Annotated in this window: 15 protein-coding genes; 9 read left to right on the top strand and 6 right to left on the bottom strand. The window is 64.3% G+C overall.

Annotation, left to right across the window (positions count from 1 at the left end):
• Window positions 1–318 precede the first annotated feature (318 nt).
• The gene (locus CWO91_RS25670; protein ID WP_130217405.1) at window positions 319–3,303 is read left to right on the top strand and encodes an autotransporter outer membrane beta-barrel domain-containing protein; all 2,985 of its coding nucleotides are present in this window, start codon (window positions 319–321) and stop codon (window positions 3,301–3,303) included.
• Window positions 3,304–3,558: 255 nt separating this feature from the next.
• On the opposite strand, the gene CWO91_RS25665 is transcribed toward CWO91_RS25670, so the two are convergent.
• The 4 genes from CWO91_RS25665 to CWO91_RS25650 all read right to left on the bottom strand — a co-directional run bounded on the left by CWO91_RS25665 (window position 3,559) and on the right by CWO91_RS25650 (window position 9,873).
• Window positions 3,559–4,377, bottom strand: coding sequence for an MlaD family protein (locus tag CWO91_RS25665; protein WP_130217404.1), 819 nt, complete (start codon window positions 4,375–4,377; stop codon window positions 3,559–3,561).
• 161 nt (window positions 4,378–4,538) lie between these two features.
• A complete protein-coding gene (locus tag CWO91_RS25660; protein ID WP_130217403.1) occupies window positions 4,539–6,758 on the bottom strand; it encodes an acetate--CoA ligase family protein in 2,220 nt (739 codons plus the stop codon).
• A 114-nt stretch (window positions 6,759–6,872) separates the two neighbouring features.
• Complete coding sequence (locus CWO91_RS25655; RefSeq protein WP_130217401.1) at window positions 6,873–7,442, bottom strand: class GN sortase; 570 nt, start codon at window positions 7,440–7,442, stop codon at window positions 6,873–6,875.
• Between the two features lie 169 nt (window positions 7,443–7,611).
• Window positions 7,612–9,873: a marine proteobacterial sortase target protein gene (locus tag CWO91_RS25650; RefSeq protein ID WP_130217399.1), complete on the bottom strand. Its 2,262-nt coding sequence runs from the start codon at window positions 9,871–9,873 to the stop codon at window positions 7,612–7,614.
• A 187-nt stretch (window positions 9,874–10,060) separates the two neighbouring features.
• Between CWO91_RS25650 and CWO91_RS25645 the strand changes: the two genes are divergently transcribed.
• Window positions 10,061–10,831: a helix-turn-helix transcriptional regulator gene (locus CWO91_RS25645; RefSeq protein ID WP_130217397.1), complete on the top strand. Its 771-nt coding sequence runs from the start codon at window positions 10,061–10,063 to the stop codon at window positions 10,829–10,831.
• Between the two features lie 82 nt (window positions 10,832–10,913).
• Here the strand turns inward: CWO91_RS25645 and CWO91_RS25640 are convergent, their stop codons facing one another.
• Window positions 10,914–12,137, bottom strand: a complete 1,224-nt coding sequence (locus CWO91_RS25640; protein WP_130217395.1) for an ABC transporter substrate-binding protein — start codon at window positions 12,135–12,137, stop codon at window positions 10,914–10,916.
• 75 nt (window positions 12,138–12,212) lie between these two features.
• The gene (locus CWO91_RS25635; RefSeq protein ID WP_130217393.1) at window positions 12,213–13,763 is read right to left on the bottom strand and encodes an acyl-CoA synthetase; all 1,551 of its coding nucleotides are present in this window, start codon (window positions 13,761–13,763) and stop codon (window positions 12,213–12,215) included.
• Window positions 13,764–14,027: 264 nt separating this feature from the next.
• Here CWO91_RS25635 and CWO91_RS25630 point away from each other — a divergent pair, with 264 nt between their 5' ends.
• The 7 genes from CWO91_RS25630 to CWO91_RS25600 all read left to right on the top strand — a co-directional run bounded on the left by CWO91_RS25630 (window position 14,028) and on the right by CWO91_RS25600 (window position 22,996).
• Entirely contained in the window at window positions 14,028–15,164 is a 1,137-nt protein-coding gene (locus CWO91_RS25630; RefSeq protein WP_130217391.1) for an acyl-CoA dehydrogenase family protein, read from the top strand.
• A 150-nt stretch (window positions 15,165–15,314) separates the two neighbouring features.
• The gene (locus CWO91_RS25625) at window positions 15,315–16,478 is read left to right on the top strand and encodes an acyl-CoA dehydrogenase family protein (protein WP_130217389.1); all 1,164 of its coding nucleotides are present in this window, start codon (window positions 15,315–15,317) and stop codon (window positions 16,476–16,478) included.
• Window positions 16,478–17,134 (top strand): glutathione S-transferase family protein, encoded by a 657-nt coding sequence (locus tag CWO91_RS25620; protein WP_130217387.1) that lies wholly within the window; start codon window positions 16,478–16,480, stop codon window positions 17,132–17,134. Before CWO91_RS25625 ends, CWO91_RS25620 begins: the two co-directional genes overlap by 1 nt.
• Window positions 17,135–17,403: 269 nt before the next feature.
• On the top strand, window positions 17,404–18,204 hold the full coding sequence (locus tag CWO91_RS25615; RefSeq protein WP_130217385.1) for an AraC family transcriptional regulator: 801 nt from the start codon (window positions 17,404–17,406) through the stop codon (window positions 18,202–18,204).
• Between the two features lie 222 nt (window positions 18,205–18,426).
• The gene (locus tag CWO91_RS25610; RefSeq protein ID WP_130217383.1) at window positions 18,427–19,293 is read left to right on the top strand and encodes a 3-keto-5-aminohexanoate cleavage protein; all 867 of its coding nucleotides are present in this window, start codon (window positions 18,427–18,429) and stop codon (window positions 19,291–19,293) included.
• Between the two features lie 113 nt (window positions 19,294–19,406).
• Window positions 19,407–21,023 carry an acyl-CoA carboxylase subunit beta gene (locus CWO91_RS25605; RefSeq protein ID WP_130217381.1) on the top strand — a complete coding sequence of 539 codons (1,617 nt, stop codon included), beginning with the start codon at window positions 19,407–19,409 and terminating at the stop codon, window positions 21,021–21,023.
• Window positions 21,020–22,996: an acetyl/propionyl/methylcrotonyl-CoA carboxylase subunit alpha gene (locus CWO91_RS25600; protein WP_130217379.1), complete on the top strand. Its 1,977-nt coding sequence runs from the start codon at window positions 21,020–21,022 to the stop codon at window positions 22,994–22,996. The genes CWO91_RS25605 and CWO91_RS25600 overlap by 4 nt, the downstream gene beginning before the upstream one ends.
• The last annotated feature ends 29 nt before the right edge of the window (window positions 22,997–23,025 follow it).

The raw sequence follows: 23,025 nt of genomic DNA, 5'->3' as shown, positions 1-23,025 counted from the left end.
TGGATGATCAGCCATTGATGTGAATGGCCATCCATAGGCGTCGACGTTCTGACATGTCTGCGCATGCGCGGAATGGGAATAGCGCCCGGCAAGACCGTGGCGCGGTTGCCACATGGACTGTTGAATCGGCCCAAGTTGCGGTCCCGTTGGCGGATTCTCGATGCCCCGTAGTTCTACCGGCCATCCTCATGGCCTAAGTTCCACGCGGCGCCGCTGGGGAGCGCCGCGGCTGAGGGGAAGAGCGTGGGGGCTTGGTTGCCATCGAGTGGGCAGGGTTGCTCGCGGCGGAGTACCACGGCCATTCGCACGGTGTTCTGGATGAGCCTTGCCTTGGCCGCGGCTGTCGCGACGAGCCCCACCGGCGCCCAGCAATTCTTCAACGGATCGCAGACCACGCCGAACGGTGCCGTCAAGGGCGGCGGCGGCGTCTGGGACACGACCACCACCAACTGGACGGACTCCTCCGGTTCGATCAGCACCGCTTACGATCCGTCGTCATCGTCTGGCACCGTATTCGGCAGCGGCGGTCCCTCAACGCCGGCAACAGGCGGCATGGTGACGGTCACGCCAGGCAGCGTGCAGCTCACGAGCCAAGTGGTCTTCGACCTCACCGCCGACGGTTCGATCTATACGATTAAGGGTGGCGACCTCAGGCTGGCCCCTGGCGGCACTACGTTCTTCACCAACGACGTCACCGGCACCGGCGATCCCTCGGCCGCGATCGCGTCTCGCATCACTGGCAGCGGCGGCATCTCCGTGCAGGGGCCCGGCTTCCTGGCGTTGCTCGGCGCCAACACCTATACCGGCGGCACTTTCATCTGCAACTGCGGCTCGTTGCAGCTTGGCGACGCGACCCATACGGCCAGCATTGTCGGCGCCGTCACCAATGAGGGCCTCTTCAGAATCGTCAACGCCGACATGTCGAGTGTCACATCGCTCGTGAACGACTTCTCGGGCCTGACGATGTTCCTCAACGCGACCTCCGCCAGCTCGATGGCAATCACCAACAGCGGCCAAGTGTATTTCGGCGATCCGGCAGGGGGCGGGACCGACACCGCGACGGCTGGGCGGGCGACCATCGTCAATGATGGCGGCCTGACCGGCTTCTTTGCCCGGACCAGTGCAGGCACGGCCAGCATCACCAACCAGAATGGCGGCGGCGCGGCGTTCCTCGAGCAGTCCTCGGCCGGCTCGGCCACCATCGTGAACAATGATCTCAGCGGAACCGTGTTTGGTACGCTGAGCGGGTCCGACACCGCGACCGCGGGGAACGCGACGATCACCAACGAGTCCGGCGGCCGGATCAATTTCAGCGCGTTCACCACGGCCGGCAATGCCACCATCATCACCAAGGACGGCGGCAAGACCGAGTTCTTCGACAACTCCACCGGTGGCAACGCGCGCTTCATCACCAGCGGGACAGGCATTGTCGATTTCGGGGTCAGCGTTGGCCCGAACAGCGACGGCCGCATCACGGCTGGTTCGATCGAAGGCAGCGGCTTTTACTACATCGGCGGCGGCAACACCCTCGTCGTCGGAGGCAACAACCGCTCGACCGAGGTCAGCGGTGTCATCGGCGATTTCGATCCTTGTGGTTGCGGTCCCGCCGGCCCGGGTTCGCTGGAGAAGGTCGGCAGCGGAACGCTGATCCTCTCCGGCACGAATACCTACACCGGGACCACCACGGTGAATGGCGGCATCCTGCGGGTCGATGGCGATATCTCCCAATCGAGCCTGACGACAGTGAATGCGGGCGGTGCGCTGTTCGGCGCAGGAATCGTCGGCAACACCACCATCGCTGCCGGTGGCATCTATGCGCCTGGTGATGGTGGCCCGGGCTCGCGCATGCTGGTTCTGGGTGACCTCGCTTTCCAGTCCGGTGCGGTTTACCTCGTGCAGACCGGCAGCGGAGCCAGTGCGAGCTTTGCCAATGTTCTCGGCAACGTCACCCTGAATGGCACCGTTGGCGTCTCGCTGCATGCCGGCAGCACTGTAGTGCCGCAGTATAAGATCATGCAGTTCTCCGGCGGTGCCACCGGCAACTTTGCCGGGGTCGCCGCTCCCGGCGGCCTGATTGGCACAACGACGGTCGGTCCCGCTGGCGTCGTCTATCTCAATTTCACACTGGACTATGGCGCGAAGTACGCTCTCAACGTCAACCAGAAGAACGTCGCCACGACGCTTCAGAATTTCTTCAACAGCAATGGCTTCCTGCAAGCCGAATTCGCGGGTCTCCGCCCCAATGGCTTGACGCAGGCCTCCGGCGAGCCGGCGACGGGATCGCAGCAGACGACATTCAACGCGATGAACCTGTTCCTCGGTCTGCTGACCGATGTCTACGGCTCGGGACGCAGCGGCACTCCAGGTGCGACGCCATATGCCGATGACGCGAGCGCAAATGACAAGAGCGCGCACGACGCGTTCGCGTCGATCTACCGCAAGGCACCGGTCGCGACTTTCGAGCAGCGCTGGGACGTGTGGGCGGCCGGCTACGGCGGCTCGCAGACCACCGATGGCAACGCCGGCCTCGGCTCGAACAACACCACTAGCAGCGTCTACGGCACGGCCGTCGGTCTCGACTACCGTTTCTCGCCGTCGACCGTCGCCGGATTCGCGCTTGCCGGCGGCGGCACCAGCTTCGGCGTCAACGGCCTCGGCTGGGGCCGCTCCGATCTGTTCCAGGCCGGTGCTTTTGTTCGTCACACCTCCGGACCGGCCTATATCACGGCTGCGCTGGCCTATGGCTGGCAGGATGTCACCACCAATCGCGTCGTCACCGCCGCCGGGGTCGACCAGTTGCGCGCCCAGTTCAATGCCAACGCGTTTTCGGGCCGCATCGAGGGTGGCTATCGCCACGCGATGTCATGGATCGGCCTCACGCCTTATGCTGCGCTCCAGGCCACCATGTTCAGCCTTCCGAGCTATTCAGAGTTCGCTGTGGTCGGCAGCAACGTCTTCGCTCTCAACTATGCCACCAAGGACGTGACCAGCACCCGCACCGAGCTCGGCCTGCGCGCGGACAAATCGTTTGCCGCAGCCGGCGGTTTGATGACCCTGCGCGGCCGCGTCGCCTGGGCGCATGATTACAATCCGGATCGCACCATCGGCGCGATGTTCCAGACGCTGCCGGGAACCGCGTTTGTCGTGAACGGCGCCGCACAGGCGCGCGATTCCGCGCTGACCACGGCGTCGGTACAGATGAACTGGATGAACGGTTGGTCCGCGTCGGCGACCTTCGAGGGCGAGTTCTCGAACGTCACCCGCTCCTACGCCGGCAAGGGCATCGTCCGTTACGCGTGGTAGGTTCTGCCACCCTCCGGGGGAGGGCTATCGCATATGGGCAGAGGATTCCCTGCGGCCCATCCTTCGAGACGCCGGCTTTGCCGGGCTCCTCAGGATGAGGGCGGAGTGTGCGGCAGCAGGTTTCAACGGGTCCGATACTAATTAGCCTCATCCGGAGGAGACCGCGGAGCGGTCGTCTCGAAGGACGAGGCGCTTGCTCAGGCTGCTCCAAGAGATCATATGCGCTAGTCCTCCCCCTCCAGGGGAGGGTAAGCATCACCGCTGCTGCTCTGGTCTGCGCGGCGGTCGCGGCGCCACGGGCGTTCCCGCCATCTTGTTGGCGGTCTCGCTGATATCGAGCAGCGAGCGGCGGATGTCCTCGAGGTACCCCGCCGATTTCTTCTTCATGGTGTCGGCGAGCTCGTGCAGCCCCTGTATCTTCTCGAACAGCTCGTCGGCCTTGCCATTGACGAAGCCGGGCACCACACCCTCGATCTTCGTGACCGCCTTGTCGAAGCCCGCGAAGGCGCTGTCGACCTTGGCCATGACCGAGTCGATTTCGCCGCCCTTGCTCCTGAGATCGGCAGTATGGTTCTCGAATGTGCGCAGGCCCTCCTTGATCGCAGGGGCGTTGCTCACGATCGTACGGTCGACACTGTGCAGAGTCTCCACGATGGACTCGGCGTCGCTGAGATCGGCGGTCAGTATGGGAATGCCGTCCGAGTCCAGCGGCACCGGCGGCGCGGAGGGGGCGCCCCCGATCAGCGAGATCGCGGCAACGCCAGTCAGACCCTGGAACTCGATGCCAGCGACGGTGTCCTTGCGGATCGGTACGGTGTTGTCGAGCATCACGAGCGCCACGATCCTGCGGGGACTGTCCAGCTTGATCGACAGGATCTGGCCCGCAGGCACACCGTCGAAATTGACCGGCCCGCCGCGACGCAGTCCGCTGGCGGAGCCGCCCTCGAACACCACGCGCAACTGGCTGCGGCTTTGGATGGTGCGCCATTTCTGCACGCCGAGCAGGCCGCCGAACGCCACGGCGATCACCGCCAGCGTCGCCGTTCCGATCACAAGATTGCTCGCGCGTGCCATGCAGGGCGATTTTACGGCCAAAGCGGGGAAGTTGGAAGAAGCCGGGATGGCTTCGGTCGCATGTTAGGTAGGGCGGGTTAGCGAAGCGTAACCCGCCACTGCTTTGCGCGTCTATCGCGAACAATGGCTGATCACGCTGCGCCAATCCGTCCTACGGACCGTCAGTGCCCGGCCGCGCGCTTTGCCGCAGCGTTATTCAGGACAATGAGGGCATCGACGGCCACGCCTGTCTTGGTGTTGATCAGAAACGGGTTGATGTCGATCGAGGCGATCCGGTCGCCGGCATCTGCGATCAGGCTGGAGAGGCCGACGAGCGCCTTCAACGCGGAGGTCTCGTGCAGTGCCGGCTTGCCGCGATAGCCACGCATCTTGATCCCGGCCTTGGTGCGGCCGATCAGCAGCCGCGCCTCGGCCTCATCAAGCGGCGCGCCGGCGAGCGCGACGTCCTTCATCAGCTCGATATCGATGCCGCCGGTGCCGAACAGCACGACCGGTCCCATCTCGGCATCGAGCGAGGCGCCGACCACGAGCTCGAGCTCGGCCTTGACCTGTTGCGCGATCAGGATGCCGTCGAGCCTCGGCTTGCCCTTCAGCTTCGCCACCCGCGCGGTGATGTCGGCGAACGCCTTCTTCACCTCGGCGGCACTGGTGAGGTTCAGCACCACGCCGCCGATGTCGGATTTGTGCAGGATCTCGGCGCTGACGACTTTCGCGACAACCGGGAAACCGATCTGCTTGGCGATCTTCGCGGCTTCCGCCGCCGTCTGCGCGATTGCCTCCTTCGAGATCGGGATGCCATATGCCTTCAGGAGCTTCTTGGAGGCAACCTCGTCGAGCGCCGCGCCGTTCGCCGACTTCAGCGTCTTCTCCAGCACGGCACGTGCGGCCGGCTTCGAGCGTGAGGCGATGTCCGGCACTTCCTTGCGCAGCTTCGCATAGTCGAGCAGCGACTTGATCGCGGTCACCGCGCGGTCCATGCCCTGCATGACTGCCAGATGCGGCAGCGACTTGCGCAGGGCCTTGGTGAATTCGGTGAAGCCGATCGACATCGCGCTGATATAGATCACGGGCTTTGCGGCCCTGCTCGCCATCTCGTTGACGATGCGCAAATTGCGCTCGCGCAGCTCATGCGGCGCCTTCGGCAGCTCGGCATCGATGATGACGACGTCGATATCGGGATCGTCGATCATCAGCTTGATCGACTTCATATAGACCGAGGGATCCACCACGGCGGCAAAGCCTGCGTCGAGCGGATTGCCGACGATCGATCCGGGGCCGAGCATCTTTGCCAGCTCCGAGCTGACATGCGGGCTCAGCGGTGCGAAGTTCAGGCCCGCGGCATAGAAAGCGTCGATCAGCATGCCGCGTTTGCCGCCGGAGAGCGTAACTGCGGCGAGCCGGTCGCCTCTGGGTGCCACGGCGTGGACGAAGCACTCGGTGCTCTCGATCAGTTCGTCAAGCCCACCGACCCGAATGACGCCTTCGCGCGTTGCAACGGCGTCGAACGTCTCGATCGATCCGGCGAGCGCGCCGGTATGCGCCATCGCCGCAGCGCGGCCGCCCTCGGACGAGCCGAGCTTGAGCGCGATCACGGGCTTGCTCGCGGCGCGCGCCGCCTTGCAGGCTTCGCGGAAGGCTTTGGTGTTGCGCACGCCTTCGAGATAGACGACGATCACCTTGATGCTCGGGTCCTCGGCGAAATAGCGCATCAGATCCGGCGTCTCCAGCCCGGTCTCGTTGCCGGTCGTCACCATGTAGCCGACGCCGACGCCCCGATCTTCCAGCGCCTGGCGGATTGCCATCACGATGGCGCCGGATTGTCCGGCAATCGCCACCGCCCCCTGCTCCATGGTGACGACACGGTCGTCGATGTTGGTGAAGAGTTTTTCGCCGGCGCTCAGATTGCCGAGACAGTTCGGCCCCGTGACCGCAAGCCCGGTCTCGCGCACGGCGGCCTGCAATTCGGCGGCGAGCTTCTGGCTCTCCTCATCCTGCAATTCGCTGAAGCCCGAGGTGACGATGGTGGCCGAACGTGCGCCGGCCGCAGCGGCATCGCGGATCACCTGCACCGCAGAGCGTGCCGGCACCAGCACCAGGACGTGATCGGGCCTTTCGGGGAGGCTGGCAAAGTCCTTGTAGCAGGGGACGCCCCAGATGGTGTCGCGCCTGGCGTTGACGGGATAGAGTCCGCCCTCGTAGCCGTACTTGATCAGATTGTTCCAGATGCGCTCGGCATAATTGCCGGGCTTGTCGGTCGCGCCCACCAGCACGATGTTGCGCGGGTGCAGCATGGCATGGATGCCCTTGACCACGTCGCTGGCGTCATGTGACGGAGACCATGGGCGCGGAGAGAGGGATGCAGCAGATACGCGAGCTTCCATGGCGTGACCTCACCTGTTGTTCTTCTTGGTGGCGCGTCACTCTGTTCTATGGCGAGTTCTTCGCAGTAGCAACCACATGGTATGCCGCGTGATGGAATGAGCGATGCATCGCCGTCATTCATCAGCTCCAATCAGGACGCCATGCAGGACATAACGCTCGGGGCCGGACGTAACGGCGTCGAACGGCCAGCAGGTCGCGAGCACGAGCTCGAAATCCTGTGTCGCGGGATCGATGCCCGATGCGTCGAAACCGACAACGGCCGAAGAGTCCGCGCGATAGCGAAAATGCCTGCCGTCGCGACGGGTGATCTCAATGACGTCTCCGATGGCAACATTCCGTAAGAAGCGGAAATGCGTGTCGCGATGGGCGGCATAGACGGCAACGCCGCGTTCGCCGGCATCGGCCGTCCGCTCGACATGGCCGGGTCCGAAAGCGAGCGCCTGACCGCTCGAGCCCTCCAGCACGATCGCGCTGGCGCCGATCCGCTTCACTTCGATCCGCGCAACCGGCCAGGTGTCGGCCCATGACCATGGCTTGACCAGCTCTCCCGTCGCGACGCTTCGGTCGAATGCACGCTCCAACAGCACCTGCGCGAGCCAGGCCTTGGCATGAATGTAGGCGCCATCGCCGAACAGGATGGCGCCGATCAGCGCCAAAACCACGGGAGATATGAGGCGGGGCATTTTGTCCACAATCGTCGCGAGCGCAGCGAAGCAATCCAGTGTGTTGCGGCGGACGCAGTCTGGATTGCTTCGCTGCGCTCGCAATGACAGAAAAAAAGCGCGCGCGGCCGTTGGATACGGGACGGGCGACCGCGCGCGCTGAAGCAGAGGAGTTCGGGGGGCTCCTCTCTCAAGCGGCGTCAGTGAGCAAGGGCTGACGCCGGTTGAACACGAACAGGATCAGGGCGAGCACGATCAGGATCAGACCTGCGATCATCTTCAGCTCGGCCGAGCTTGCGGTCTTGGGCAGACGGATCGTGTCGGGCGCAGCAGGCGTCGGCCGCCTCGCCGCCGGCTGATTGCGCGCATCTGCATGGCGTTCGTGCAACTGTTTCGGCAATTGCTGTCGTTCGCCAAAGACTTTCTCGAAATCCCAGCCGGCCGGCAGGTTGATCGGCAATTCGCTGAGCTTGAGCGGCTCGCCTTCGGGGCGGCTCGGCGTCTTGTCGACCGCGACCAGGCTGGTCAGCCGCGTGACGATCTGATGGTCGAGCGCCAGCGCCAGGATCGCCTTGTCTGATTCTTCTGGCGTCATCTCGCGCAGGGTGCGCGCAACTTCAGCATCGCCGATCTTGCGCCTGGCCCAGAGTTTTGACAGGCCCTTGCCTTCGGCGGCATTCTGCAGCGGCAGCGTCACTGACCACGGGCGATCGCCGACGCGGCCCTTGATCTCGAGCGAGCCCGCGAGCTTGTCGAGTTTTGCCGCCAGCACCAAGGGCTCGTCGCGATAGACGTCGGGAATGATCGCCGGGGTGACGTCCGCCTTGGCCTCCGAGAATTTTGCACTGAGGCCGGTCACGGCCGGATTTTCCAGCTTGGCGAACAGGCCGCGCATGCGCTCCTCCACCTGCTCGACGGAGCCGATATGGGTGAAGGCGCCGCGGCCGAGTTCGGAAGCGCGGGTCATCAGATAGGTGTTGGGCGCGGACCCGATGCCGACCATGAACACGCGCGAGCGCCCGCGCATCGCCGTGATGGTTTCGAACAATTGTTGCTCATTGCCGATCGCGCCGTCGGTCAGGAATATGACCTGGCGAACCATGCTGGTGTCGGCGAGCTTGTCGGTCAGCGCCGCGCGCATCGCCGGAACCATCTCGGTGCCGCCGCGCGCCTGCAGGGCGCTGACGAAGGAGGTGGCTTCACCGACATGCGCGGCATCCGCCGGTATGGAAGCCGGAAACAGCACGTCCATGGTGTCGTCGAAGCGGATCACGTTGAAACGGTCGGACGGCTGGAGACGAGAAAGCGCATAAGTCAGGCTCGCCTTGGCCTGGACGATCGACGTGCCGCCCATCGATCCCGAATTGTCGATCACGAACACGACCTCGCGCGGCAGCGGCTTCTGCATCGCCTGTTCGGCGCTGGGCGGGGTGACGAAGGCGAGCAGGTAATCGGAATCGCCGACATGCTCTCGGAACAGGCCGACCGATGGCGCCTTCGCTGCGGCCGGCTTCCAGGTCAGCTCGAAATCGCGATCGGCCGGTACGGCACCCTCGGTGAGCGTGACGACGCGCGTCGCGTCGTCCGGACTCTCGACCTTGACGTTGTGGTGGTGGCTCTTGACCTCGCCGAGCGCAAAGCCGGCCTTCAGGCGCACCGTGATGCTGGTCGGATTGACCGGCGCATTTTTGGCAGGATCCAGCACGGGAGGCGAGATACGGTCACGGTCCGCAACCGGGTCCGAATGGATCGCGCCCCAGCCCGAGCCGTCGTTGCGGAAGTCGACGCTCTGCACGATCGGCGCCGGATTGTAGCGCGGTCCGACCACCAACGGCAGGCGCAGCGAATATTCGTTGCCGGATTGATGCACCGGCTCCTGATACTCGATCTGCACCAGCACGGTTTCGCCGGGACCGATATTGGCAACCGAGTTGGTGAAGATGTTCGGTCGTTCCTGCTCGGTGAGCGCGGCCTTCTGACCGCCGCGGCGCGCCTCTTCGTAGATCACGCGAGCTTTCTGCCGCTCCTTGATGTCGCCGACGATGACACGCTCGCCGACCACCATCTTCAGCGTATCCACGGCGCCGTCGGTCGCTAACGGATAAACATAGGTTGCCTCGACCCAGTCCTTGGTCGGGTTGCGGAAGACCTGGGTGACCCGTCCGCGCAGCGTCGGACCGGACACCGTGACGTCGATGTCGATGCCGAGGCGGATTGCTTCGGTGTACGCGCCGTCCTGCTTCAGGAGCAGAGTGCCGGAGCGGGCATCGCCGGGCTGGAGCAGGCTTGCTTGCTCCGTCGTTGCCGACCAACTCGTCCCGAAGCTGACGAGCAGGGCCACGAAGGCCATCAGCATCACCGCGATGCCCTGCGCGAGAAGAAACAATCCGAGCTTGATCAGCCGGTTCAACATGGGGTGATCGTCGTGGTCGGCTGTGCCGTAGGTGTCCATTTGGCCTGCTCCCGAAGGACGTTTGCTGGCTCTCAGCATCCGCCGGGAGGGCCTGATTTCGCGAGCAGAATGATCGGCAATGTTCCGCCGCGACCGGCCCGGGCTCACCGCCGCCGGGATGGCCATGTGCGGTTTTGTGCTGGTTTGTCCGCCCTGCTAGAATGGCCGTCCTCGAGCAGGGGCCACGATGCAGACACAGGATAAACTCACCGACAAGCAGCTTTCGGACGAGCAGAGCCGCGAGATTGCCGAGACCATTCGCGAGGAGCTCGCCAGACGCCGGATCTCCCGCCAGGCGCTGGCCGAGCAGGCCAAGCTCAGCCTGTCGACGCTGGAGAAGGTGCTCGGCGGCCGGCGGCCGTTCACGCTGGCGACGACGGTCCGGCTGGAGCAGGCGCTAGGTGTCTCCTTGCGCAAAAGTGCCGTCGTGGTGACGCCGCCGGCCGCAAACGATGTCGCGCCCGACAGCCTAGGCTCCTATGCGCATCGTGCGGTGACCTGGCTCGAGGACGTCTACATTACCCTGCGGCCGTCGTTCGGCGACAAAGACGCGATCTTCGCCTATCGCACCGAGATCGTCTGGGAGCCGAAAGTCTCTTCGCTGGTCTTTCGTGAGGGCGATCGGACCGATGCCGCCTATGAACATACCGGCGAGGTCGCCGTTCCCCACCAATCCGGCTTCATCTACCTCGTCATCATCAAGCACGGCCAGCATCGCGTGATCACGGTGTCGCGGCCGACCGTCGCCGGTGAGATGTACGGCATCATCTCGACGCTCCGCGCCGGCCCTGGCTCGCAGCTCACGCCGATCGCGGCGCCAATCGCCTACGTGCCGCTCAAAAACGTCTCGAGGCCGTCTCTGGGAAGGATCGGGCCCGATGACGCCAGCCATGCCTTGTATCGAAAGCATCTGCGCCGAACGGTGGAGGAGCCCTTTGCGCTCTTCCTGCCGGGATAGCCGCGCGTTGATCTCATCCACGCAAAAAGATAGCGGCCTCTTCGGGCCGCTATCTTGCTTGGGCAGGTTGAGCTGATGCGGGCTAGCCGCCCGTTTCGGCGCTGATGATATCGCCGAACAGTTCCCACTGACCGGCCTTGAACCGGATCATCTTGAGCTGCTCGATCGGCGCGAAATCGTTGGCGCCGGTGTTGATCTTGATGCCGGGGATCAGCGTATCCGGCGCAAAGCCCTTCAGGCTGGCAGCCTGCTTCATCACGTTCTCCCGGGTCAGCTCGTCCCCGCACTGCTTCAGCGCCTGGACCAGGGTCTGCGCGGCGGCGTAGCCGTAGACGAGATTGGTATCGGAGACGTTGGCGCCGGGCATGTACTTGTCGATGAAGGCCATGAACTTCTTCATGCCCTCGTCGTCCTTCCATTGCGGGTCGGACGCGTCCTTCAAATAGGTCGCCGACAGCACGCCTTCCGAAGCATCGAGGCCGGCGGGCTTCATCACCGCACCGATCGAGATCGACACGTCGGTCATCACATGCATCGGCTTCCATTCGAGCTCGGCGATCTTCTTGATCGCCTGCGCCGCGAATTTCGGCGTCGAGATGTTGACGAGGACATTGGCGCCGGTGCCCTTCAGCTTGACGATGTGGGAATCGATCGACGGCTCGGTGGTCTCGTAGCTCTCTTCCGCCACGATCAGCGAAGAGGCTTTCTCGCCGAAGATCTCCTTGATGCCGGCGACGTAGTCTTTGCCGAAATCGTCATTGGCATAGAAGATCGCGACTTTGGCATCGGGCTTCGCCTGCAAGATGTACTTGGCGAAGATCCGCGCCTCGACCCGGTAGCTCGGCTGGAAGCCCATGGTCCAGGGAAAACCCTTCGGGTCGTTCCATTTGCTGGCGCCGGTGGCGAGGAAGAGCTGCGGCACCTTCTTGGCGTTGTGATATTTCTGCACAGCGGTCTGGGTCGGGGTGCCCAGCGCGTTGAAGACCAGGAACACCTCATCGCTCTCGATCAGCTTGCGGACCTGCTCCACGGTCTTGGGCGGCGAATAGCCGTCGTCATAGGAGATCCAGTTGATCTTGCGGCCGTTGATGCCGCCCTGGTCGTTGATCATCTTGAAATAGGCTTCCTCGGTCTTGCCGATGATCCCGTAGGCGGAAGCCGGACCGGAATAGGCCTCGACATTGCCGATCTTGATCTCGGTGTCGCTGGCGCCGGTATCGTATTTCTTTTGCGCGTAGGCGCCTTGTGCAGAGAGCAATGTCAGCGCCGTTGCCGCGGCGAGCAGGGCGAGTTTCTTGTTGTTCATGGCAATTTCCTTGGGGTTTCTTGTGGATTGGAGCAGGCACTTCGAAAAGAAAAAGCGCCCGCGAGGGCGCTTCGGTCAGGCACTGGCGACTTTGTTGTCGACTTCGGAAGCCACCGAGAACTCCTTGCGCAAGGTCGGCTTGTGGATCTTGCCGGTGGCGTTGCGCGGCAGCGCATCGACGAAGCGGATCTGGCGCGGGCATTTGAAGCGCGCGAGGTTGGCCGCACAATGCGCGAACACATCGGCCTCGGTCAGCTTCTGGCCCGGCTTGACCGCGACGATGGCCAGGCCCACCTCGCCCCATTGCGGATCGGGAATGCCGATCACGGCGGCTTCCGCGATGGCGTCGAGCTGATGCAGGACGTTCTCGACCTCGGCCGGATAGACGTTCTCGCCGCCGGAAATGTACATGTCCTTCCAGCGGTCGACGATGTAGTAGAAACCTTCTTCGTCGACGCGCGTGGCATCGCCCGTATGCAGCCAGCCGTCGGTAAAGGAGGTCTTGTTTGCCTCGGCCCTGTTCCAGTAGCCCGGCGTGATGTTCGGCCCCTTCACCCAGAGTTCGCCGAGCTCCCCGACATCGGCATCGCTGCCGTCGGGCCGCACGATGCGGACTTCGGTGTGCAGCACCGGCTTGCCGGCGGAGCCGGCTTTGCGCGCCGCATCCTCGCGGTCGAGCACCAGCACGGCCGGCGAGGTCTCGGTCATGCCATAGCCCTGCTGGAGCGCGACGCCGCGCGCTTCCCAGACTTTGAGTAGCGGCACCGGCATCGGCGCGCCGCCGACACCGCCGACGATCAGCCGGCTGAGATCGGTGGTTGCGAAGGCCGGATGCTGCGCCATGAACTGGTAGATCGCCGGCACGCCGAAGAAGACGTTGAGGCCCTGCGCGGGGTCGTTGATCAGGCCGAGCGCGGTGCCGGGATCGAAGGCGCGCATGATCATCACGGTGCCGCCGGCATGCAGCACCGGATTGGTGTAGCAATTGAGACCACCGGTATGGAACAGCGGCAGCACGGTGAGCAGCACCGAGGCTGGCCCGATGCAGGCGGGGCCGCCGAGATTAACGCAATTCCAGAACGTCATGCCATGGGTAATGGTCGCGCCCTTGGGATGTCCCGTCGTGCCCGACGTGTACATGATGGTCGAGACGTCATCGAGCGTGACTTCTTCGGCGCGCTCGAGCGGCTTTGCGGCCGCGATGCCGGCCTCATAGGATTCGCCGGGACCGAGCAGCAGGCTGGTCGCGACACCGCAAAGCTGTGCCACGCTCAGCGCCGTCTCGGCCAAGTCGGCATCGTGGATCATCACCTTCGGCGCGCAGTCGCCGGTGATGAACTGCAGCTCGGGAACGGTGAGGCGGGTGTTCAGCGGCACGAAGATGGCGCCGAGGCGGCCGCAGGCGAACTGCACCTCCAGCGTATCGGTCGTGTTCAGCGCCAGCACCGCGACTCGGTCGCCGCGCGAGATGTTGAGCGTGTGGTGCAGGAATGAGGCGAGGCGCGAGACGCGGGCATCGAGCTGCGAATAGGTGAAGCGGCGCTCGCTGGCGAGGTCGATGACCGCAACCTTGCCAGGCGTGCGCCGGCCATGATGAGCGATCCAGTCGTAGTAACGAACGGCCAAAAATCCCTCCCTCGGCGGTCTTGCGCCGCTGTATTACTTATTGCCATGCACCAGGCCGGCGTGGCCTTGGTGGACCAGCCGGAGTTTGTGCACCATCTTTTTGATCCGGAGTTGGCCTGCGAGGAGCGAAAATCGTCTTGCGTTCAGTTGCTGGCGCTGCGGTTTCGCGCGGAGTGGCCCGTCCGGCCAGCCACTTGGCGCAAGTGAAACCAACAAAGTTCCGTCCATGGTGGCCGAGACGAATCCGTACGAGGCGAGAGTGCCATGAAGAGCCCGTTCTATACCGCCGAGCACGATGCCTTCCGCGACATGATGCGCCGCTTCGTCGAGAAGGAGATCACGCCCTTCGCTCATGAGTGGGACGAGGCCGGTGAATTCCCGCGCGCGCTCTATCGCAAGGCGGCCGAGATCGGGCTGTTGGGGCTGGGATTCCCCGAGGAATATGGCGGCATCGCCGCCGACCAGTTCATGAAGATCGTGGCGAGCCAGGAGCTCGCGCAGGCCGGCGCCGGCGGTGTCAGTGCCAGCCTGATGAGCCACACCATCGGCTCGCCGCCGATCGCCCGGGCGGCCCGCCCCGAGGTGAGGGCGCGCGTGCTGCCGCAGGTGCTATCAGGCGAGAAGATCTCCGCACTCGCGATCACCGAGCCGGGCGGCGGCTCCGATGTCGCGAACCTGCGCACCCGAGCGCGGCGCGACGGCGATCACTACGTCGTGAGCGGCGAGAAGACCTTCATCACCTCAGGGATGCGTGCCGATTATCTGACCGTTGCAGTGCGTACCGGCGGTGAGGGCGCCGGCGGCGTCAGCCTGCTCCTGATCGAAGGCAACACGCCCGGCCTGTCGCGCACGAAGCTGAAGAAGATGGGCTGGTGGGCCTCAGATACCGCAACCTTGCATTTCGACGCGTGCCGCGTGCCCGCCGAGAATCTGATCGGCGAGGAAGGTCAGGGCTTCAAGATCATCATGCAGAACTTCAACAGCGAGCGCATGGGCATGGCCGCGAGCTGCACCGCCTTCGCCCGCGTCTGTCTCGATGAGGCGATCGCCTACGCCAGGGAGCGCAAGACTTTTGGCAAACCGCTGGCCCAGCATCAGGTGATCCGCCACAAGATCGTCGACATGGCGCAGAAGGTCGCGGCTTCGCAAGCGATGCTGGAGATGCTGGCCTGGCGGCTCGAGCAGGGCGAAAGCCCGGTCGCCGAAATCTGCATGATGAAGAACCAGGCGACGCAGACCATGGCATTCTGCGCCTCGGAAGCCGTGCAGATCTTCGGCGGCGCCGGCTTCATGCGCGGCATCAAGGCCGAGCGCATCTACCGCGAGGTCAAGGTCAACGCCATCGGTGGCGGCACCGAGGAGATCATGAAGGATTTGGCCAGCCGGCAGATGGGGTTGTGATTGACGCTGCCATTCCGGGGCGCAAAGCGCAGCGGAGCGAGCTATGGTGCGCAATTGCGCACCTGAGAATCCATCGGGCAGCTAATACCAGAGAGGAATGGATTCCGGGCTCATCGCTTCGCGATGCCCCGGAATGACGAAGGGAAAGAGATGCTGTTTACAGCCGACCACGACGACATCCGCCGATCCTTACAGAAATTCATCGCCAATGAGATCAACCCTCACGTCGATGAATGGGAGAAGGCCGACATCTTCCCGGCGCATGAGCTGTTCAAGAAGATGGGCAACCTCGGCTTCCTCGGCCTGAACAAGCCCGTGGAGTTCGGCGGCTCGGGCCTCGATTACTCCTACGCGCTGATGATGGCGGAGGAGCTCGGCGCCATCACCTGCGGCGGCGTGCCGATGGCGATCGGCGTGCAGACCGACATGGCGACGCCGGCGCTGGCGCGATTCGGCTCGGACGAGGTGCGGCACGAGTTTCTGGCGCCGTCGATCGCCGGCGACTATGTCGCCTGCATCGGCGTCTCCGAACCCGGCGCAGGCTCTGACGTCGCCTCGATCAAGACCAATGCGCGCTCCGACGGCGACGATTACGTCATCAATGGCGGCAAGATGTGGATCACCAACGGCACCCAGGCGGACTGGATCTGCCTGCTCGCCAACACCGGCGAGGGTCCCGTTCACCGCAACAAGTCGCTGATCTGCGTGCCCATGAAGAGCAAAGGCGTCACCGTCGCGCGAAAACTCGACAAGATGGGCATGCGCTCGTCAGACACCGCGCAGATCTTCTTCGACAATGTCCGCGTGCCCAAGCGCAACCGGATCGGCGAGGAGGGCAAGGGCTTTACCTACCAGATGATCCAGTTCCAGGAGGAGCGGCTCTGGGGCGCGGCCGCCTGCCTGAAGGCGCATGAATACATCATCGATCAGACCATCGAATACACTCGCAATCGCAATGCATTCGGGAAGTCGATCCTCGACAACCAGGTCGTGCACTTCAAGCTGGCGGAGATGCAGACCGAGGTCGAGCTGTTGCGCGCGCTGATCTATCGGGCGGGGGAACAGCTGGTCGCTGGCGAGGACGTGACGCGGCTTGCGACCATGGCCAAGCTGAAGGCCGGCCGGCTTGGCCGCGAGCTCACCGACGCCTGCTTGCAATATTGGGGCGGGATGGGCTTTACCAACGAAACGCCGGTCAGCCGCGCCTATCGCGACAGCCGCCTGACTTCGATCGGCGGCGGCGCCGACGAAGTCATGCTGATGGTCCTGTGCAAGATGATGGGCACGCTGCCCGGCAGTAAAGGAAGTGCTTGATGATCACGCTCTATCACTGCGACGCCGCGCGCTCGTTCCGTCCGCTCTGGATGCTGGAGGAGATGGGGCTACCTTACGAATTGAAGATGCTGCCGTTCCCGCCGCGGGTGTTCGCCAAGGATTATCTCGGCATCAATCCGCTCGGCACCATCCCCTTCCTGATCGACGGCGAGACGCGGATGACGGAGTCCTCTGGCATCTGCCACTACCTCGGCATCAAATATGGTCCGACCCCGCTGATGGTGGGACCCGAGGATCCCGACTATGGCGCGTTCCTGAACTGGATGTATTTCAGCGACGCCACGTTAACCTTCCCGCAGACGCTGGTGCTCCGATACACCCAGCTCGAGCCGGAGGAGCGCCGCAATCCGCAGGTCGCCGGCGACTATGCGAAATGGTTCTTGGGACGGTTGCGCGCCGTCGAGGCAGCCACCGCAAATGCCGAAACCTTGTGCGCCGGCCGCTTCACAGCCGTTGACATTGTCATTGGTTATGCGCTCCGCCTCGCCGACAATATTGGGCTGGCCAAGGATTTTGGGCCAAATGTCGCAGTCTATTGGGCGCGCTTGCAGCAGCGCGATGGCTTCAAGCGCGCAGTTGCTGCGGAGCAAAAGGCCGGGATCGAGCAAAACGTCGCGCCCAGGGTGCGGGCGTAGTTGTCGTCCCGGCGAAGGCCGGGACCCATACTCCCAGAAACATGTTTTGCGAAGATTGGTCGTTCGGGATATCGCCTACATCGATAGACCTCGCGGTATGGGTCCCGGCCTCCGCCGGGACGACGAAGGGTTCCGGGTCTTTCTTTGCCCTCCCGTGGCGCCCGCTCTTTGCGCCTCATGACAGCGCTATCCCACCGTGACAGCGCCCAAATTTCCGCTAAGGTGACCTCCGTCCGCAGCGGCCAGAGAGCCGCGCGAGGAGGATCCCAATGGAAGATAAAGGTCGCGAATCCGACCATCTGATGCTGATCACGCCGGAGCGGGTGTTCTATGCCGGCCTGCTCGGCCGCCCCCGCAAACGGACCCCCGGCTGCTGCCATGTCTATGTGGCGGTGAAGGGCAATCTGCATCTGACCATCGACGATGTCCTTGCCACCGGCGAGCTGTTTGTCACCCTGCCGAACCAGCGTCATTCCATCGCCAGCGACTATCGCACTGCAATCAGCGTGACACTCGAACCCGAGAGCATGCCGGACGGCGTGCTGGAGGCCTTGGCCCAGCGGCTGACCGGACCGGACAGTGTTGTCTATGCCCGCAAGATCCTCGCCGCCTACGCGCTGCTGCGCCAGCGCCGATACGGCGACATCACCACCGCCGAGTTCGACGAAATGTGTTTTGGCGAGGCGCTGCCGCGCCGCGTGCTCGACCCGCGCGTCACGCGTGCCGTCGCGCGCATCGAGCGCTTCTCCGGCGAGCCGGTCACGGCCGATACCTGTGCGGCCGAGGCGGGATTGTCGGCCTCGCGCTTCCTGCATTTGTTCAAGGAAGAGACCGGCATCTCGTTCCGCTCCTTCCGCGCCTGGAAGCGCGCGCGGCATTTGCTGCACTTCGCCAACCAGGATCTCAACCTCGCCCATCTCGCGCAGGACATCGGCTATCCCGATTCCACCCACTTCAGCCATTCGATCCGCCGCTTCTACGGCTTGAAGCCGCGAGCGATCTTCGTCGGCTCGCGCGATCTTGCGATCTATCGCAGCACCGAGACGGTGCGGCTCGCGGAGGCATCGTAGGGTGGGTTAGCGCCGCTCTCGTAGGGTGGGCAAAGCGAAGCGTGCCCACCATCGTCACCAAGCACCGAGATGTGGTGGGCACGGCGCAAAGCGCCTTTGCCCACCCTACGATAGCTCGTCCTTAGCTAGCTTCTCCGCGCAAGAAGCCGCATGTCCCGCGTCACATGATCGCCAGCGTTGAATTCTCAACGTGCGAGACATCCAAGTCATGAGCGTCAAGGCATGAGCGACAAGGCCGTCATCACCTGCGCGCTGAATGGCGTGCTCACCGATCCGAAGCAGCACAACGTGCCTGTGACGCCCGAAGAGATGGCGCGCGAGGCCAAGGCGGCGTTCGATGCCGGCGCGTCCATCATGCACATCCATCTGCGCCAGCAAGCGCCGAACAAGGGGCATCTGCCGTCCTGGGAGGTCAGCGTCAGCAAGGAGATCCAGCAGGCGATCCGCGAGGCCTGTCCGGGCGTGATCATCAACCACACCTCGGGCGTCTCAGGGCCGAACTACTCAGGCGCGCTCGACTGCATCCGTGAGACGAGGCCGGAGATTGCGGCCTGCAATGCAGGCTCGCTGAACTATCTGAAGGTCAAGGCCGACAACACCTGGGCCTGGCCGCCGATGATGTTCGACAACGCGGTCGAGAAGGTGAAGGACTATCTCGACGTCATGAACGCGGTCGGCACCATCCCCGAGTTCGAATGCTTCGACGTCGGCATCGTCCGCTGCGTCGGCATGTATCACCAGGTCGGCATGTACAAGGGCCCGCTCGAATATAATTTCGTGATGGGCGTCGCCTCGGGCATGCCGGCTGATCCCGAGCTGCTGCCGATCCTGATCAAGCTGAAGCGGCCCGAAGCGAATTTTCAGGTCACCGCCATCGGCCGCGAAGAGATCTGGCCGCTGCATCAGCGCTGCGCCGAGCTCGGCGGTCACCTGCGTACCGGCCTCGAGGACACCTTCTATCTTGCCGACGGCAAGAAGGTGACGTCGAACGGCCAGCTGATCGAAGCCGTCGCCGCCTGCGCCCGCCGCGCCGGCCGCGAGATCGCAAGCCCCGCCGAGGCGCGGAGGATCTTTGGGACGAATCGCTGAACGTAGCCCCAGCCGTCGTTGCGAGCGAAGCGAAGCAATCCAGAGTGCATCCGCGGAAACAGACTGGATTGCTTCGTCGCTTCGCTCCTCGCAATGACGGGTAGGATAGATTTATGTCCATTCTCGAAAACACCATCTCGCCCGGCAGCGCCGCCTACCACGCCAACCGCGATGGCATGCTTGGCCTGATCGACCGCATGCGCACACTGGAAGAGCGCACGCGCGCGGCCTCCGCGGCCGCAAAGGACCGCTTCCACAAGCGCGGCCAGTTGCTGCCGCGCGAGCGCGTCGCGCTGGTGCTTGATCCCGGCGCGCCCTTCATTGAGCTGTCGACGCTCGCCGGCTACATGTTCGACGTGCCGGATCCGGCCAAGAGCGTGCCCGGCGGCGGCGTCATTGCCGGCATCGGCTTTGTTTCGGGCGTCCGCTGCATGGTCAGCGCCAGTGATTCCGGTATCGATGCCGGTGCACTGCAACCCTACGGTCTCGACAAGACGCTGCGGGTGCAGGAGTTGGCACTGGAGAACAAGCTGCCTTACGTCCAGCTCGTCGAAAGCGCCGGCGCCAATCTGTTGCGCTACCGCGTCGAGGATTTTGTCCGCGGCGGCAACATCTTTCGCAATCTCGCGCGGCTCTCGGCTGCGGGATTGCCCGTGGTCACCGTGACGCACGGCTCGTCCACCGCCGGCGGCGCCTATCAGACTGGTCTCTCCGACTACATCGTCATGGTCCGCGGCCGCACGCGCGCTTTCCTTGCGGGGCCGCCACTCCTGAAAGCCGCGACCGGTGAGATCGCGACCGAGGAAGAGCTCGGCGGTGCCGAGATGCATACGCAGGTGTCCGGTCTCGGCGACTACCTCGCCGAGGACGATCGCGACGCACTGCGCATCGCGCGCGAGATCATGGCGGCGCTGCAATGGGAGCGGCCGGGTAGGGTAGCTGCGCAGTTCAAGCCGCCGCGCTACGACCAGGACGAACTGCTCGGCATTATGCCGATGGACCACAAGCGCCCGGTGGACATGAAACAGGTGATTGCGCGCATCGTCGACGATTCCGACTTCACCGAGATGGCGCCGAACTACGGCCCCGCCACCGTCTGCGGCCATGCCCGCATCGAGGGCCAGGCGATCGGCATCATCACCAATAACGGTCCGCTCGATCCCGCCGGTGCCAACAAGGCGACGCATTTCATCCAGGCCTGCTGCCAGACCCGCACGCCGTTGCTCTATCTGAACAACACCACCGGCTACATGGTCGGCAAGGCCTATGAGGAAGCCGGCATGATCAAGCACGGCTCGAAGATGATCCAGGCGGTGACCTCGGCGACGGTCCCGCAGATCACCATCTATTGCGGTGCCTCGTTCGGCGCCGGCAATTACGGCATGTGCGGCCGCGGCTTCCATCCGCGCTTCTGCTTCTCCTGGCCCAACGCCAAGACCGCCGTGATGGGCGGCGAGCAGGCGGCGGAAACCATGGCGATCGTGACGGAGGCCGCCGCGGCGCGCCGCGGCAAACCGGTCGAGAAGGACAAGCTCGATGCCATGAAGGCGCAGATCATCGGCGTGTTCGACGGCCAGATGGACGTGTTCTCGACCAGCGCGCGCGTGCTCGACGACGGCGTGATCGATCCGCGCGACACCCGCGCGGTGCTGTCCGAAGTGCTCGCGATCTGCCGCGAGGGCGACGCACGGACGCCCCAGCGCATGCAGTTCTCGGTGGCCCGCCCATGAGGAACGGATCATTGCAGCACCGGACGTTCTTCAAGGTCCTGATTGCCAACCGCGGCGAGATCGCACTGCGTGTGATGCACAGCGCGCGGCGGCTCGGCCTCGGTGTCGTCGCGGTCTATTCGGATGCTGATCGTGATGCGCTCCACGTGCGGCGGGCGGATCAGGCCGTGCGCATCGGCGAAGCGCTGCCGGCGCACTCCTATCTCAACATCCCCGCGATCATCGCCGCAGCCAGGGCAAGCGGCGCCGATGCGGTTCACCCCGGCTACGGCTTTCTCGCCGAGAACGAGGAGTTTGCGAGAGGCTGCAAGGATGCCGGCCTCGTCTTCATCGGCCCATCGCCGCAGGCGATCGAGGCGATGGGCAACAAGGCGGCCGCCAAGGACATCATGAAGAAGGCCGGCGTGCCCGTCGCGCCCGGCTATCAAGGCACTGAGCAGGGCAACGAGGTCATGCTCGCGGAAGCCAAAAAGATCGGCTTCCCCGTGATGATCAAAGCGGTGGCCGGCGGCGGTGGACGTGGCATGCGGCTTGTCACCGACGCCGCATCTTTCCCCGATGCCCTGCGCAGCGCGAGGTCGGAGGCGAAGGCCGCGTTCGGCGATCCCACGGTCATCCTCGAACGGGCCATCCAGAATCCGCGTCATATCGAGATCCAGGTGTTCGGCGACAGCCACGGCAACGCGATCCATCTCGGCGAGCGCGATTGCTCGGTGCAGCGGCGGCACCAGAAGCTGATCGAGGAGGCGCCGTCGCCCGCGGTCACGCCGGAGCTGCGCGCGAAAATGGGCGAGGTCGCCGTCGCCGCCGTGAAGGCGCTGCGCTATGAGGGCGCCGGCACGCTGGAATTCCTGCTCGATGCGAGCGGCGACTTCTACTTCATGGAGATGAACACGCGGCTCCAGGTCGAGCATCCCGTGACCGAGGCGATCACCGGGCTCGATCTCGTCGAGCTGCAGCTACGCGTTGCGCGCGGCGAGCCGCTACCGGTGAAGCAGCAGGACATCCGGTTCTCGGGCCACGCCATCGAGGTGCGACTCTGCTCGGAAGATGCCGCACACGATTTCATGCCGCAGTCCGGCCGCATGGCGCGCTGGCAGGTGCCGGACGGTATCCGCATCGAGCATGCGCTGCAGTCAGGCACGGAGATCCCGCCGTTCTACGATTCCATGATCGCCAAGGTGATCAGCCATGGCGCCACGCGCGAGGAGGCGAGGGCGCGGTTGATCGTCGGCCTGGAGCAGCTCACGGCCTTTGGCGTGACCACGAACCAGGCGTTCCTGATCTCGTGCCTGCGTCATTCCGGCTTTGCCAAGGGCGAGGCGACGACGGCGTTCATCGGGGCGCATCGTGACGAGTTGTTGGCGCCGCGCGCGGACAGCGCATTCAGCGTCGCACTCGCGGGCTTGCTGCTCTACGTCACGAACCCGCGCGCGCCATCATGGCGAAGTGGACGGAGCCTTGCGGCAACTTTCCCGCTGCCGACGAAAATCGAGATCGCCGGCCAAATACACGAACTCGAAGTCACCCGCGCTCGCGATGGCAGCTACACCGTCGCTGCTGACGGCCGTCAGGACCGATTTGAGATCGAGCAACTCGATGCCGATGCGATCCGCTTTCGCCATGACAGCGTGATGGACAGCGCCAAATTCCTGCGCGATGGCGACCAGCTCTACCTCCAGCATCGCGGCATCCCGCTCGCGGTGAATGATCTCACGCTAGCCGCGCCAAAGGCTGCCGCAAGCAATGGCGGTGACGGCAAAGTCCGCGCTGCCCTGAACGGCCGCGTCGTTGCCGTCCTGGTCAAGCCGGGCGACCGCGTCACTGCCGGTCAACCGGTGATGACGCTGGAAGCGATGAAGATGGAGCACGTCCACAAGGCCGGCATCGACGGCGTCGTCGCGGCGATCGACGTCGCCGAGGGCGAGCAGGTGACCATGGGCAGGATCGTGGCGGAGATAGCGGCGGGTTAGGGCGGCAAACTAACCGTCGTCCCGGCGAA

The organism is Bradyrhizobium genosp. SA-3 (genome assembly GCF_004212635.1).
Lineage (GTDB): Bacteria > Pseudomonadota > Alphaproteobacteria > Rhizobiales > Xanthobacteraceae > Bradyrhizobium.
This window is presented reverse-complemented; position numbering and strand designations above follow the sequence as displayed.

What these genes read in the sequence shown, in the direction of transcription:
- CWO91_RS25670 (WP_130217405.1), top strand. Translation starts at nt 319, where the DNA reads ATGAGCCTTGCCTTGGCCGCGGCTGTCGCGACGAGCCCCACCGGCGCC.
- CWO91_RS25665 (WP_130217404.1), bottom strand. Translation starts at nt 4,377, where the DNA reads ATGGCACGCGCGAGCAATCTTGTGATCGGAACGGCGACGCTGGCGGTG.
- CWO91_RS25660 (WP_130217403.1), bottom strand. Translation starts at nt 6,758, where the DNA reads ATGGAAGCTCGCGTATCTGCTGCATCCCTCTCTCCGCGCCCATGGTCT.
- CWO91_RS25655 (WP_130217401.1), bottom strand. Translation starts at nt 7,442, where the DNA reads ATGCCCCGCCTCATATCTCCCGTGGTTTTGGCGCTGATCGGCGCCATC.
- CWO91_RS25650 (WP_130217399.1), bottom strand. Translation starts at nt 9,873, where the DNA reads ATGGACACCTACGGCACAGCCGACCACGACGATCACCCCATGTTGAAC.
- CWO91_RS25645 (WP_130217397.1), top strand. Translation starts at nt 10,061, where the DNA reads ATGCAGACACAGGATAAACTCACCGACAAGCAGCTTTCGGACGAGCAG.
- CWO91_RS25640 (WP_130217395.1), bottom strand. Translation starts at nt 12,137, where the DNA reads ATGAACAACAAGAAACTCGCCCTGCTCGCCGCGGCAACGGCGCTGACA.
- CWO91_RS25630 (WP_130217391.1), top strand. Translation starts at nt 14,028, where the DNA reads ATGAAGAGCCCGTTCTATACCGCCGAGCACGATGCCTTCCGCGACATG.
- CWO91_RS25625 (WP_130217389.1), top strand. Translation starts at nt 15,315, where the DNA reads ATGCTGTTTACAGCCGACCACGACGACATCCGCCGATCCTTACAGAAA.
- CWO91_RS25620 (WP_130217387.1), top strand. Translation starts at nt 16,478, where the DNA reads ATGATCACGCTCTATCACTGCGACGCCGCGCGCTCGTTCCGTCCGCTC.
- CWO91_RS25615 (WP_130217385.1), top strand. Translation starts at nt 17,404, where the DNA reads ATGGAAGATAAAGGTCGCGAATCCGACCATCTGATGCTGATCACGCCG.
- CWO91_RS25610 (WP_130217383.1), top strand. Translation starts at nt 18,427, where the DNA reads ATGAGCGACAAGGCCGTCATCACCTGCGCGCTGAATGGCGTGCTCACC.
- CWO91_RS25605 (WP_130217381.1), top strand. Translation starts at nt 19,407, where the DNA reads ATGTCCATTCTCGAAAACACCATCTCGCCCGGCAGCGCCGCCTACCAC.
- CWO91_RS25600 (WP_130217379.1), top strand. Translation starts at nt 21,020, where the DNA reads ATGAGGAACGGATCATTGCAGCACCGGACGTTCTTCAAGGTCCTGATT.